Genomic DNA, 13,235 nt, shown 5'->3' with positions numbered 1-13,235 from the left:
CCCCCTCCGGAAACACCTTTCCAAACAGCGTTCGCTGAATGGGCCTATAGCTCAGTTGGTTAGAGCAGGGGACTCATAATCCCTTGGTCGCAGGTTCGAGTCCTGCTGGGCCCACCATTTGCCAGCCTCCTTACCACTCATTGGTCATGTCAGCATAAATTGGCCGGAACGGCCACATTATGGTGACTTACGTTAGCAGTTTTGGCCGCCTCATTTTGAAACCATAATTCGGGTCATGTCGCCACAACGTGACCGGAGACTGACACCGTAGATTGGCAGATAGGTCGCAAAGCGAACGTTCAGGCGGATAGACCAACACTTTCCCCCGGGAGAAATTCCGCCTCTTTTTAGAGAGATCCGCAGTAACGGGGCAGAACCCGACTACTGTCCACTTGTCTGTGAGAGTTCGACTGCTTCGAGACATTGTTCAAAAGGTAGCCAAAGAGCTAAAGAGTCACCCTCAACGGCATCAATAGCAACGAACCCAAACTTTTCGTAGAATCTTTTTGAGTCGTCGTCTTTGGCATCTACCGCACAGCCTATACCTCCAACTGAAATCGACGCATCAACAACCCGCCTCAGGCACTCGATCAGCAGGTATGCTCCTAATCCGTATCCTTTCACGGAGTTATCAACCGCAAGCCGTGCCAGCCGGTAAACCGGCGGATCCGACGGAAACCGCTTTTGCAGGGGATGCCCCTGGGGGAAGACAACGGTGCTGGGAAGAAGAGTGTAATAACCGAGGATCTCCGTCGGGTCGACCTCATCTTCAATCAGTACATAAGTCCGTGTCGCCATCTTCTGGCTGCTTTGCCGGGCAATTTTCTTTAAGAACTCGTTGAGTGCAGGTTTACCGCAGTCAAACTTTCGCCGATTGTGTTTTTTACTGATTTCTTCGGTTCTTAAAGTCACCAGCCAACTTCCTGTGGTTGAGTGCAGCTTCTCGAAGCTTTGGGTTAATCGGCTCAGGGTTATCCAGTAGCTCCAGCATAAGATCAGCACTTTGCCGGGAAACCTGAATTTGTAGCGCCTGACGCTCGGCCTCTTGTGCTTCTTTCTTTGCAGCGTAGATCAGGAACTGACTCAAGCTGCGGCCCGTTAACTCTGCTGCATGAGCAATAAGTCTCTGCGTTTCTTCATCGACACGGGCGACCAAGCGAGTGTCTTTACCTTGTGTGTTCATCATATTCTTCACCGATGGTGGGATAGGCTCGACTGGAACCCAAGAAAACCCTCTTCCTTGATAAAAAGTGATTCGACGGACCCAATCTACGTGTGCCATGTTGGCATACTTAATTGCCTTAATCAACTTGGGTGTGCCAATTTGGCACATGCAATTTATAAGGTGCTCAGCTGCACAAAGGTCGCAAAGCGAACATTCGGATCCGAGTCCGAGAACTGCGTTTTAGAGGCGCTTGACGACTCGGAGATAGAGATCAAAGTTGTAGGATCCGCAACGCTTACCTGCCTAGCCAAGGCTGTTTTCGCTTGGCCAGTTGAATATGGCTACATCGCCAGACGGCATCCCGTATTGGGTGCAATCAGAAGACCCGTTTGTGGCCAAGGTGTTGATACAGCCCCCAGTTGTCGCATACCGAAAGCGAGGACTCGGCCCCTTGACGCCTGGCACACCAAGTATCCTTGAAATGGGATTGCCGTATGGCTGCAATCCCTGCCCCTCCGTCGAAGGGAACTCGGGCCACAACTCGATCATAGCAACGTGTATCAAATTATGAGCCCCAAAGTTTACGTCCGTTAAAAAAGTTTCCCTCAAAAATATTTCTAGCATCACCTTTCTCACCAGATTGAGGATCTTCCGATGGGGCGGCTGAATTTAATTTTGCCGGGTTGAGCCCGTGATTGAACTCTCGAAAATGAAATTGATGACTCTCTCCTCCAGCGTTCACAGTTATGGTTAGGTCATTGCTTTTATTGTATTGAAAGTTATTGATATTGAAATGGAAATAGCCACCGAATGACTCGCCAGGAGTGATTGTCTCCCGCCTTACGTAGCTCTCAAGCGCCTCGACTTTTGATTGAAATTTTGATTCAGATTTAAGCCTATTTGACTCAAGCTGATCCGCTGCCTGAACGCGTATCTGCTGTGCCTTGGCTGGCTCATAAATCTGAACTGAAGGCCCACCGATCCTACTCACTTGGGAGGTGGCGGTTTGGTCAGCACTTAGTGCCTGGGAACTGTATGCCAACGCCGCAAGAGTTTTGCGGTCTCGCATTTCCGCATAAGCCTCGTTCTTGGCTTCTGTGTAGGAAAGAACTTTTGAATTGGCATTGTTGTAACGGACGTGTACGTCACCTATTTCAAAATTAAACGAGCGTTCAAATGAGTTGTTTTCTATCCAAACCCAAAAACTGTTTCGATAGGCTTGCCTTCGCGGTGTTTCAATCGGCGATACGATCACCGTCGCGCTCTCACCAACGCTTCTCAGCATCGGTAAGCCCCGCGTGTATACCGCATCTTGATTAGCCAATGGCAAGGGTTCGATATCCACTTGGGCTGAAGGCACGGTGCCGCAGCCACTCAATAGCACAGAAAAGATAGAGATTACTGAGAGTGCCGGTGACATTTGCCTCATTGCATTTTCCTTTCGTGGGCTTTGTCGAACAGTGTAGTTACTTCTCTGGCTGTTTGTTAGTGGCCAATTAAAATGACCCACTACTGGCCATTAATTTTGACCCACCCCCGGGTGGCCGTCAGGCCACAGAACCAGCTACTGTCCCCCGCTTTTATCCATGGCCGGGGGCATGTCAGTGAAGGAGTGGGTTGTGATACACAAGATCAAGGCACTGCACGATAACGGCAAAGGGCTGTCGATCCGCGCCATCAGTCAGGAACTGGGGTTGTCCCGCAATACCGTTCGCAAGTACCTGCGGATGGAGGTGGATGCGATTTCAGAACGGTTTGCAGACCCCTCGCGGAGCAAGCGACTCGATGATCACCGGGATTATCTGGTGCATTTGCTCCAGCAGTTTCCCAAGCTCAGCGCCGTCAAGATTGCCCGCAAGCTGCAAGAGAGGGTTGGCGAGTTGTCGGCCTCGGATCGCACCATCCGACGCTATGTGCGGGTGCTTAAGGAGGAAGTGGCCTCGGCCCAGATGCGCTACTACGAACCCATTCTGGACGATGTGCCGGGTGTTCAGTGTCAGGTGGATCCGGGTGAGTTGCGCGGCGTGCTGATCGGTGGCGAAGAGCGGATTCTCCACTTCGTGGTGTTCGTGCTGTCCTTCTCACGGCTGATGTACGTGGGTCTGGCCTTCCGCCCGCTGGATACCCAGACGTTTATCCAGCTCCATGACGAAGCCCTGCGTTACTTCGGTGGCCTGCCAGAGGAGTGCGTCTACGATCAGACCAAGCTGGTGGTGATCAACGAGCAGTACCGGGAACTGACGCTAAACCAACGGTTCCATGAGTATGCCACCACGGCCGGGTTCCGGATCCATGCCTGCGAAGGCTATGACCCGGAGAGCAAGGGCAAGGTGGAAGCTGGCGTGAAGTACGTCAAGCAGGATTGCCTCTACGGTGAAGTCTTCCGGGACCAGGAGCACGTGCGCCAGCACGTGCAGGACTGGCTTGAGAGCGTAGCCAATGTCCGCATCCACGGCACCACCGGAGAACCACCCCGGGAACGCTTCGAACGGGATGAGCGAGAACACCTGGAGGCTTACCTGTCACCAGCTTGCGTGCAATCTGTGGCCCACGAGACACGTCGAGCCGACAAGACCGGCCTGATCGCCTGGAAGGCCAACAAGTACTCTGTGCCCATGGCCTGGCAGCAGGCCCGGGTGGGCGTTCTGGAGTCCGGCGGCCAACTCCACATCAGCGACCTGAACACAGGGGAAGTCATTGCCAGCCATGCTCTGTGTGCCGATAAAGGCAAGGTAATCAAGAACACCCACCACTACCGGGATCATGCCCAGCGGGTGGCCACCCTTGAGGGTAAGATCAACGACCTGATCGGCAGTGACATCGGGCCACGGTTGTGCCAACAGCTCAAGCGTTCCGAGCCCAAGATCTACAAGGACCAGCTGGTGGCTGCCCGTGACCTGCTCAAGCGCCATGCGCCCGTGGATCCGGCATTAATTACGACGCTGGCAGAGCGTCCCGGCATGACCGCGACACGGCTGCAAAGTTATCTGGAAGCAGCCCAGGCCGCCGTTCTCCGGGAGCGACAGCCGGAACCGCTATCGGAACCAAAAGAAACACTGGATCTGAGCGCTTACCGCCATATTGGCCGCTCCAGTGGCCAGGGGGTGACCCATGAGCCAGCTTGAACAGACCGTGGCCCGTTACCGCAGCCTGCGCCTGAGCGCGGCCGCCGACGAACTGACCAACCTGCTGGCCGAGGCTGAAGCCAACGAGATGTCCTATCTCAGCTTCGCGGACCGGCTTGCCGAGCACGAACTGACCCAGCGCCAGGACAAACGCATCCGCCGGAACCGGAAAATGGCTGCGTTCCCAGCGGAGAAGCGCCTGGAGGGCTTCGACTACCGGCACCAGACCACCATTACCAAACGCCAGGTCAATGCCTTGCTGGACTTCCAGTTCATCGACGAGCGAAACAACCTGGTGTTCATCGGTCCGCCCGGTGTAGGCAAGACCCACCTGGCCATCGGCATTGGCCACAAAGCTGTGGAGGCCGGCTACCGGGTGCTGTTCCGCAACGCTCTCGATCTGGTGGAAGAACTAGAGCTGGCCGAGATGAAGGGTGAGCTGAAAAAGCGGGTCAGCCAACTGGCCAAGTACGACCTGCTGGTCATCGATGAACTGGGTTACCTGCCCATGACGCGGCAGGCCCGGTACAACCTGTTCCAGCTGATCAACAGCCTGTACGAATACCGGTCCATCATCCTCACCACCAACAAGGACTTCACCAGTTGGGGCGAGTTCTTCCACGACGACAACGTGGCGGTGCCGATCATTGATCGGGTCATCCACCATTCACACATCTTTATGCTGGGAGGAGAAAGCTATCGGCTGAAGCAGAAAACGACAGGCTAGACTATGAAAGGTGGGTCAATTTTATTGGCCAAAGGTGGGTCAAAATAAATGGCCATTGACACTGTTGCTCCACTGCCGAGAATTTGACGCCTTCTGTCCTTCCATGCTCTACTATAGATCTTGGCACGGGGCCATGCGTTAGGCGCTAACACCACTCTACCCCCGATATCCAGCCTGAAATCGCCACTCAGTGCTTCGAGATATCGCAAATCTTTTCAACCCAACGTTGAAGGCTTGCGATCAATGAAGCACAAGTCCCTACTTATATTTTTTGTCTTCCTTTTAGCGACAGCGCTACTGATGTTCCTTGCGAATGACTCAAAGGCTATGGCAGAAGCAATACTAATGATGGTCAGCGAGTTGTTGCTGTCTGCTTTAATAGAAAGATTTATGAGGATCTGAGTCAACCTATATCGTACGGGAGTGGTACTGCATGGACATTGCTGAAGAAGTGGCACTGGACCTAGTCACCCACTGATAGAGAAAGCGCTACTTCTCAGTCAGATTGGCTTCCGATTTTGACTGCAAAGTCGTAAACGAGAATCGCTCCTGAATCTTGCACTGTTGAACTTGGCCAACGCCATCCATCGGGCGAAGAACTGTGCTCAAGCCCAAAAACCGTCAATACGAGTTGCAGCTTATCGTCCGGCCTTATAGCTGGTACAAACGATGCCAAAAGATTCAAGTCAAAACCACCAAGTTCAATAACAAATCGAGCTGGAGAACCTTCAGAATTCCCAACAGGCTCCCCTGCTTTTTCGTACCGGATGAAACCGAGTATATCGCCATTTTTATCTGATTGAGGCCTCGTAAACCTATCGCTCCCTCGCATTGCTACGACCCCAGGTAGACGCGCCAAATCTACTTCGTCATCTATGCTGATCGAGTACGGGTAAGTGATAAGACACCGGCCAGATACTTCCACCGCCCTTTCGTATGATTTATCCGAGCTAAAAACCGGCCTCTGGTTTCTCAGTTCTATCTGATCAACCCGAACATCGACTTCGATAATAGCATCCATTGGGCATCGTCCAAATTCTGTTATTGAATGTGGCTTTAAGGACTTCTTCAAGCCACCAGAAGTATCCTGTTCAAGTTCACACTGTTGTACGCCGGCTAACGACTAGCGCACCGGTGTCCTCTTGGGAGCGGAGAAAGACCATCCGTGTGACGCTCATATGGGTTATATGCCCTGTTAGTCTCCACCGGACTCTGTCTCATCAATTTTTCGAATCAAATTCTGCAGCTCTTTGGCAACGTCACCACCGCCTCTCACTGTTACCCGATGCCCTTTGTAGTCTATCGTGACCTCTTTCTGGGGGCGTGTTTTCAGGTACTCGATGATTAATGGTGCAAGGTGCTTTAAGACATATCCAGCAGAGCTAATAAGTGCTGGAAGAGATAGGCCAGAGACCAGATCGTTCGCAATTTGTGCAGTAGAGCTATTAGTACGAAAACCAAAAGTCATGATGCTGGGCTTTGCCTCACCCAACACTTCGCATTCGTCCATTAGCCGTTTCACGACTTCTTCTTGACGCTCCTCATCTGTTGGCCTCCAAGGGTCAACATCATGCAGCGAGACCGCGAACCTATTATCCATGGCTGGCTCTTCCTCACATGAAGTGTATGGTCACAAATAATCTTGAACAGAGGGCATATCTGGTTCCTCAGACGCAACTAACTCAGCGTACTTTCTTGTTAGAGCTTGATCGCCTTTCTCTTTGGCGGCTCGAAAAGCTTCAAGCCAAGCGATAACTTTAGTATCGGGATCAATATTGTGGATACTGCGCTCGATCAGCTCGATTGCGTCGTCAAATTTACCTTTCCCCCGCAGTGCGGCACTTTTTTGGATTACATTTTCAGTTGGCACTTAAAATTCTCCATTTTTTACTGAGGTTGCCCATATAACAGCTTATTCAACGACAAATGACGTATATCCCTCAACGGGAAAAGGCATAAAACGCCACTTTATATTTAATTATCAGAGACCTATGAGTGAATCTCTGAAAACTTTTACATCGAGATATTCGTAGAATGTCGTTTTTGGCGCAATTTCAAGGTTCGCTTATCCAAGATCATCCCGTAGCACTATTTCATAAATTTCAGAGGCTTGTAAGCCCTGTAGAATTCAGTCGACGAAGTTTTGCGACAACTGTCGATGATCTCCGCTAGTCAGGAAGGCTCGCAAAAAGGCACTCAGAGCCAAATCTGAATGTCCGCTTTTGTTTAAAAGGCTTAATACCACAATATCTGGTCATTCTATTATTGGCTGGAAAACCCGGCCAATTTATGGTGACAAACACCGGCCACGTTATGGTGTCATGACCACTCATCAAAGCTCAGATTCTTGTCGGCATATTTTACACACAGCACCTACCAAGCAATTACCTTGTAAAGTCAGGCCGTTGAAACTCCGTTACTTCTAGTTTCTGGTCATGCTTTTGCATGTATTCCACAGGACACCCGCCATTGACTGGTTGGGACATGCATATGAAATTTTGGAGGATTGTCGCTATGAGAACGGGAACTTTAGCGGCCTTGGTTACAGGGATGCTGGGAGCGGGCTCTGCGCTTGCCATACCAACACTACAACTGGATATTGATGGCGGCACCTATGTAGGCGGTACAGAAGAGAGCACCGTGACTACAACTTCATCATTTGATCTATGGGCTTTGGGCAAGACAACCGAAGTAGATACAGCTATTGACTATTACCTTTCGGTCGCGCTACTGCCCAAGACCCAGAATATCGGGGATCCGGCTAACCTTGGCAGTGTCACCGTAAATGGCACGGCGCTTTCCACCCTGTTTGGCGCCTCCGAATATGGCACTCCGCCTGTCGCATCAGTCTCCAACGGCGGAGAACTTGCCCCACACGGAATCTTCGATACCTACTATTACCAACTCGCATTCAGTTTTGCCGGCCTGCCCACAATTGCCTCCTACAACGTCCAGGACGATACGGCTGGACCTGCCGGTGAGGAGTTGTTCAAGCAGGTATTTCAGATCGATGCGTCATCACTGGCAGGGGGCTACGGTCTTCATTTTGATCTCTATACCTACGGCGAAACTAATGGCCAAAGGACGGCAATCACCGACTTTGCTCCCTTCTCTCATGATGCCGCCTACTGCGTCGATCGTGATTGTGGGCCGGTAAAGGTACCTGAACCCTCAACCCTGGCGCTGTTCAGCATAGGGCTAATGGGACTCGTTGCAATACGGCGACGTATAAGAACCAATTAGTGTCGGGTTAATTGACACATTAAAGCTCACAAATTTCAAAGGCCCTGCACTTGGGACCTTTTCTTTCAAGTGTACTTCCGCACTCCGTTTCGGGCGGTTTGGGGCCTCCTTTCCTGTGCCAGCACCTGAGCTCAGCCGCGACTAATCCCCTTAACAACATTGTAAGCTGAATATCTTCTCCCAGAACTACACGCACTTACGTCTTCCCTCTTGCAGTGCTGGTTCTAAAGACGTTGTTCGATGTCAAAAAAGCCAACGTCCTGAAAAGACAAGCCACATACACTATTACCCGAACCACCTGCGTACCAGCCGTGCGTCAGGGGCCGGGCCTTGGCCCGAGCATAAAAACAACGAAGTAATGGAGTGTATCAATGGCTATTTCCTCCCGGCTCTCAGTACGGGCCCTGTCCGTCGCCATCGCCTCTCTGTCAGCAGGTCTCTCTCTCCCGGCAAATGCCAGCATGGGCAACCTCGGCACCACCTACGGCGTCATGCCGGTGGATGTGGCAACCGCCCAGTCGCTGTCCATGTTCAACGATCAGGTATCCGCCACCTACTACAACCCGGCCTACCTGACCAAAGACGAGCGAGGCGAGCTGACGGCCGGCATCCTGCACTCAGAGCAGGAACTGCGTTCGGCCAACCCGAACGCCAATGGCGATGTGCTTTCCAGCTCACCCAGCCAGCATGTGCTGATTGGTATGAAGACCAACCTTGGCTCGCTGACCCGCTTCAAACATCCGATTTATCTGGGCTTCATCGCCGGTGTCGAGAAGTACGGCAAGGAGATGCTGGCGTTCGATTCGCAGACCACGGAAAGCGGCCAATTCCTGCAATATGGCAAGGAGCCATTGTTCCTGAATATCGGTGGCGCAACGCCTCTCTGGCGCGGGATTTCCGCCGGTGCGTCGGTGAGGGTAACGCTTGATGCCACGGCGAACCTGGATGCTGTATCCACTCTGGGTGGCGAAACCACTCGCGAGCGACTTGCAGTCAATGCCGAACCTTCCCTGAAGACCATTCTGGGCACCAGCATTGATCTTGGCAGCACCTTTTGCCCGGAAAGCGATTGTTTCTTTCAGGGATGGGAGACGGCTTTTACCTACCGGACCAAATCCTCTGCCTCAACCACGGTCGACTCCAACATTATCGTGACCCAGACCATCCCGGACCCGGGCCTGAGTCTTGCGGTCTCTACCATCGATTCTTTTCAGCCGGAGACCTTCGGTTTTGGCGCCCAGTACAGGGGCGACAGCTGGCGTATCGGCGGCAGTATCGAACAGCAGAACTGGTCGGAGCTTGAGCAGCAGTTCGCTGGCGACACCATTAAGGATCAGGGCTCCGTGGCACCTGGTGACCGGATTCAGTTTGATGACATCCTGATTCCCAGAGTGGGCGCCGAGTACGCACTCAACAAAAACTTCTCCCTGCGCGCCGGCCTTGCCTATGAGGAGTCACCGCTCAAATCCACCCGCAACCCGGAGATCAACTATCTCGATACCGACAAAATTGTCGTTGGCCTCGGTCTGAGTGCCACCTATGACCGCACCCGCCTGTTGGCCTATCCGGTACGCCTGGACATCGGCTACCAGTACCAGCAATTGCAGGAGCGGGATTTCACGCTGGTGGATTTTGACGGAAACGAAACTTCCGTAACGGCGGACGGCGACGTTCATGTTGTCAGCGGCTCTGTCACCCTGAAGTTTTAAGGAGGGTTTGCCATGAATTACAACAAAACACTGGCACTGATTCCCGCGTTGCTGCTCGCGGCCTGCGGCGGGGATGAACAGACCATGAACGAGAAAACCACTCCGGGCCTGGTGGTTTACTCCTATCCGGCAGATGGTCAGACAAACGTCAGCCCGAAAACAGATATCGTGCTCCGTTTTAACCGCCGTATTACCGATGAAGATGCGGACTTGCAGACCAAAATCCGCCTGGCCTCCGGCGGGCAGTCCATACCTTTCTCCGTAAGCCGGATTGACGAAGGCAGGAGCCTGAAGTTATCACCAGCCAGCACTCTTGACGCCCTTCAATCCTACACTGTGGTTTTTGACCAACCACTGGCGGCCGAAGGTGGCAGGCAGATAGCCACGCCAAACGCGGTTGGTGAACCCGGCATCCAGTTCGGTACCCGTAACGCCTTTTCCGGAATCGCCGGCCTGGCCAACTCCGCCGAAGGCTTTGACGTGGCCTGGCAGGTGCCAGCCAGCGGAACGCCGTTTGAAGCGATGAATTTCTCGACCTTCCGGCTCGCAATGACCCACCCTGTTCATCCTGACTGGAAGAGTCTGGGCGGTTCAATCGAGTTGCTGGACGAAACTGGCGAGGCCGTTCCAGCAACCGTTCTGGTCAAAGGCAACCGGATAACCGTCGATCCGTGCGTGGCCGAAGATCCCCGGGAGTGCGGCAGCAAGAATGATGTTCTCGACACAGGCCAGACTTACACCCTCCGGCTCAACAACCTCGCCAGTCAGACCCGGCCCGAGGGTGAGCGACTCAATCGCGAGTTCAGCTTCACACCACGGGATACCGGCCCGACCGTGGTCCTCCAGCAATCGGCAGTGGACTCCGGCCTGGCGGCAGGAGAAACCGAAGAGACCGCGACCCGGTCTGTACTGAACGGCCAGATCATCAATGGCGTTACCCTGAACTCCGTTCTTCAGGGTAATGCCGGGCCGTCCCAGCAAACCGGGGACCTGTTCGCCGAGTTGGCTTATGCGCCGGCTTTCGACGCCGATGAAGCACTGCCGTTGCGCATTGCCCGGGGAAGCGTTCTGAACAGCACCAGCCTGGATGTTCGGGTCGGCGGCAAGGTTCCGGTTCTGGATGCGGCCACCGGTGAGCTCCAGACCACCGGCAACATCAAGGTCACCATGTTGTCAGACGCCTCCGGCTACCTCAGCCCCAACCCCTACACTGATGATATCAATGCCCCCCGGCACATCACGCTGTTTATGGATGTTTCCATGAACACTGAAAATGCACAGCCCAACGCGGCTCTGTCCCAGGACCTGATGGGCGTGGAATTGCGCGGTATTGCCCTGGTGCAGGATGGCGTTCTCACTATCGATGCCATTGGCATGGTGGAACCGAACCTCCTGGGCCAGGAATACACTGACTCAACCATCGCGTTCCACCTCGAAGCCGCCACCGATGCCGACTCAGTGCTTGATGCCGAGCTGCTCCGGGAGCTGGACAGCACATCGCCAAGCCTGGTGAGCTGGATGCCCGGCGGTGAGACCGCCATTCCGGATACTCGCCAGTCCATGCAGCGCCCCGGCGACCCTGTCATTCTGTTCTTTGACGAGCCACTGGCCCCGGATTCCATTGAGACAGGCGTCTCGCTGTTTGCAGATGGCATTCCTGTAGATGCCCTTGAGACACGCCTGGACGGAACCGCCGTCATTCTCAATCCGAAAGATGGCCTGAGCCATGGCGTTGACTACGAAGTGGTGATTGATGGTCTGACCGATCTGGCCGGCAATCCGGCCACCACAGTGCCACTGCAGTTTTCACTGGATGACATTGGCGGCTCATCTGTGACCCGACGCCCTGCCCTGGCCCTGACAACCTATCCGGGCTATCCCTGCGAGACCGACCACAGCCTGCTGGATCTCTCCGCTGGCGTATTGGGACAGTGTTATTCGGATGGGGGTGTCGGTGACGTGCTGCCAGTCAGCACCATGCCGTCAGATCGCCCCATTACGGTGGTGTTCTCAAAGTCTATGGACCTGGAGTCGATTATTCCGGGCGACACCTTCGTCGTTGAAAAGGTGAGCCAGGCGTCAAATGGTTCCATCACGGTTCTGGAAAGCAACCTACCCGGCCGGCTCGAGAAGAGCCTCCAGCGAATCCGCTTCTATCCGGATCAACCCTGGGAGGCCGGCGCCCACTACCGTTACACCCTGAAGTCATCGGAAGACGCCGGCACCTGCACCAACGGAGCCTACACCTCAATTTGCGATTCCGATGGCCTGGCCCTGAAAACCGACCTGCTCGAAGGGTTGAATGACGGCGGCAACAACAACGGTCCGGACCACATGGTGATTTACTTCACCGGAGCCGAGCCATTGGACAGCGTGTTCGCGCCTCTGCGGAACCTGCCTGTTCGGGACACCAACGCCAACTTCCTGGTGGACTGCGACTCCAACACCAATCCGGACTGTCTTGAGCCTTTCGCCCATGAGGGCAGCGACAACGACGGATGGGCAGCCTCAGCCAACTCAACCAAACTGAGAGTGCGGAACAATCAGGCCTCAGCATCCCCTCCTGTGATCGTGGCCAGTACCGCCGATGCACGGGTTGGCTGCGAGACCGGTGAGCGGTGCCCGAAGAACAAGTTTATCTATCAGACCTACGCCCTGAATACCGAAGTTGTCGGCCCCGGTGTGTATGAGCCGACAGGCGATGAGGGGATTCTGGTGAATCTCTACCCCACCCAGCTTGCGACCACATCAATCAGTGTGTTCACAGAGCTGCGGGTTTTCGGGTTCATCCCGCTACAGGAAGAGTCCATCACCAATACCCAAGTCCTTCGTATGCGCTACACTAAGGACGACCCGGCCTGTTCCGGGCCCTCCTGCAGCCGCTCGGGCCTGATCCCCGGGGTAATTACCGAAGGCGACAATGGCCAGCCGGTGTTCAAGACCCGCGCCGAACTGATGCTCGATGCACCGGACATGGAAATACCGCTGGGCGGCCGCCACGATCTGTACGGCCGGGAATTCGTGCTCGAACTCGAGGGGAACATTACCTTCTTCGACGACGGCCGGATGCAGATTGAGCAACGAAACTCGAACCTGGTCGACATCAATGTCCGCGCGCGGGCCCTGGGAGTCCCTGGCGGAGAAATTGTGACGATAGATCTGCCCCTTCAGATCCCCGAACAGGGCGTCTACCTCAACTTCATCTCCAATCCGGTGAAGGAGATCCCAGCTGAGCAATAGAAGGCTCTGAGACCTGTGCACGAAGG

At 54.1% G+C, this 13,235-nt stretch carries 11 protein-coding genes and 1 tRNA gene; 6 read left to right on the top strand and 6 right to left on the bottom strand.

The window, feature by feature from the left end; all coding sequences use genetic code 11:
• Positions 1 to 40: 40 nt before the first annotated feature.
• Positions 41 to 117, top strand: a tRNA-Ile gene (locus D0851_RS15305).
• A 264-nt stretch (positions 118 to 381) separates the two neighbouring features.
• On the opposite strand, the gene D0851_RS15300 is transcribed toward D0851_RS15305, so the two are convergent.
• The 3 genes from D0851_RS15300 to D0851_RS15290 form a co-directional block, all read right to left on the bottom strand.
• Positions 382 to 912 carry a GNAT family N-acetyltransferase gene (locus D0851_RS15300; RefSeq protein WP_117619425.1) on the bottom strand — a complete coding sequence of 177 codons (531 nt, stop codon included), beginning with the start codon at positions 910 to 912 and terminating at the stop codon, positions 382 to 384.
• Positions 884 to 1,186: a DUF1778 domain-containing protein gene (locus D0851_RS15295; protein ID WP_106672860.1), complete on the bottom strand. Its 303-nt coding sequence runs from the start codon at positions 1,184 to 1,186 to the stop codon at positions 884 to 886. The genes D0851_RS15300 and D0851_RS15295 overlap by 29 nt, the downstream gene beginning before the upstream one ends.
• Before the next feature lie 544 nt (positions 1,187 to 1,730).
• Positions 1,731 to 2,594 (bottom strand): hypothetical protein, encoded by an 864-nt coding sequence (locus D0851_RS15290; protein ID WP_117619424.1) that lies wholly within the window; start codon positions 2,592 to 2,594, stop codon positions 1,731 to 1,733.
• Positions 2,595 to 2,784: 190 nt separating this feature from the next.
• On the opposite strand from D0851_RS15290, the gene istA reads away from it, so the two are divergent.
• Positions 2,785 to 4,290, top strand: a complete 1,506-nt coding sequence (istA, locus tag D0851_RS15285) for an IS21 family transposase (RefSeq protein ID WP_162893660.1) — start codon at positions 2,785 to 2,787, stop codon at positions 4,288 to 4,290.
• Positions 4,277 to 5,017 (top strand): IS21-like element helper ATPase IstB, encoded by a 741-nt coding sequence (gene istB / locus D0851_RS15280; protein ID WP_092034459.1) that lies wholly within the window; start codon positions 4,277 to 4,279, stop codon positions 5,015 to 5,017. Before istA ends, istB begins: the two co-directional genes overlap by 14 nt.
• 496 nt (positions 5,018 to 5,513) lie before the next feature.
• On the opposite strand, the gene D0851_RS20245 is transcribed toward istB, so the two are convergent.
• The 3 genes from D0851_RS20245 to D0851_RS15270 all read right to left on the bottom strand — a co-directional run bounded on the left by D0851_RS20245 (position 5,514) and on the right by D0851_RS15270 (position 6,887).
• Complete coding sequence (locus tag D0851_RS20245; protein ID WP_162893757.1) at positions 5,514 to 6,038, bottom strand: hypothetical protein; 525 nt, start codon at positions 6,036 to 6,038, stop codon at positions 5,514 to 5,516.
• Positions 6,039 to 6,212: 174 nt separating this feature from the next.
• Positions 6,213 to 6,617, bottom strand: coding sequence for a hypothetical protein (locus D0851_RS15275; RefSeq protein ID WP_117619423.1), 405 nt, complete (start codon positions 6,615 to 6,617; stop codon positions 6,213 to 6,215).
• A 30-nt stretch (positions 6,618 to 6,647) separates the two neighbouring features.
• Positions 6,648 to 6,887 carry a hypothetical protein gene (locus D0851_RS15270; protein WP_117619422.1) on the bottom strand — a complete coding sequence of 80 codons (240 nt, stop codon included), beginning with the start codon at positions 6,885 to 6,887 and terminating at the stop codon, positions 6,648 to 6,650.
• A gap of 644 nt (positions 6,888 to 7,531) precedes the next feature.
• On the opposite strand from D0851_RS15270, the gene D0851_RS15265 reads away from it, so the two are divergent.
• The 3 genes from D0851_RS15265 to D0851_RS15255 all read left to right on the top strand — a co-directional run bounded on the left by D0851_RS15265 (position 7,532) and on the right by D0851_RS15255 (position 13,209).
• Positions 7,532 to 8,260, top strand: coding sequence for a choice-of-anchor N protein (locus D0851_RS15265; protein ID WP_162893756.1), 729 nt, complete (start codon positions 7,532 to 7,534; stop codon positions 8,258 to 8,260).
• A gap of 371 nt (positions 8,261 to 8,631) precedes the next feature.
• A complete protein-coding gene (aupA, locus tag D0851_RS15260; protein WP_117619420.1) occupies positions 8,632 to 9,969 on the top strand; it encodes an alkane uptake protein AupA in 1,338 nt (445 codons plus the stop codon).
• A 12-nt stretch (positions 9,970 to 9,981) separates the two neighbouring features.
• Complete coding sequence (locus D0851_RS15255; RefSeq protein WP_117619419.1) at positions 9,982 to 13,209, top strand: Ig-like domain-containing protein; 3,228 nt, start codon at positions 9,982 to 9,984, stop codon at positions 13,207 to 13,209.
• Positions 13,210 to 13,235: the final 26 nt, after the last annotated feature.

Origin of the sequence: Marinobacter sp. Arc7-DN-1, assembly GCF_003441595.1 — a bacterium.
In the GTDB taxonomy this organism is placed as follows: Bacteria; Pseudomonadota; Gammaproteobacteria; order Pseudomonadales; family Oleiphilaceae; genus Marinobacter; species Marinobacter metalliresistant.
Note: the sequence above shows the minus strand (reverse complement) of the source record. Positions and strands in the feature narration are given on the sequence as shown.

Coding starts and splice junctions, on each gene's coding strand:
- D0851_RS15295 (WP_106672860.1), bottom strand. CDS start 1,186: ATGATGAACACACAAGGTAAAGACACTCGCTTGGTCGCCCGTGTCGAT.
- D0851_RS15275 (WP_117619423.1), bottom strand. CDS start 6,617: ATGGATAATAGGTTCGCGGTCTCGCTGCATGATGTTGACCCTTGGAGG.
- D0851_RS15290 (WP_117619424.1), bottom strand. CDS start 2,594: ATGAGGCAAATGTCACCGGCACTCTCAGTAATCTCTATCTTTTCTGTG.
- istB (WP_092034459.1), top strand. CDS start 4,277: ATGAGCCAGCTTGAACAGACCGTGGCCCGTTACCGCAGCCTGCGCCTG.
- D0851_RS15255 (WP_117619419.1), top strand. CDS start 9,982: ATGAATTACAACAAAACACTGGCACTGATTCCCGCGTTGCTGCTCGCG.
- D0851_RS20245 (WP_162893757.1), bottom strand. CDS start 6,038: ATGGATGCTATTATCGAAGTCGATGTTCGGGTTGATCAGATAGAACTG.
- aupA (WP_117619420.1), top strand. CDS start 8,632: ATGGCTATTTCCTCCCGGCTCTCAGTACGGGCCCTGTCCGTCGCCATC.
- D0851_RS15265 (WP_162893756.1), top strand. CDS start 7,532: ATGAGAACGGGAACTTTAGCGGCCTTGGTTACAGGGATGCTGGGAGCG.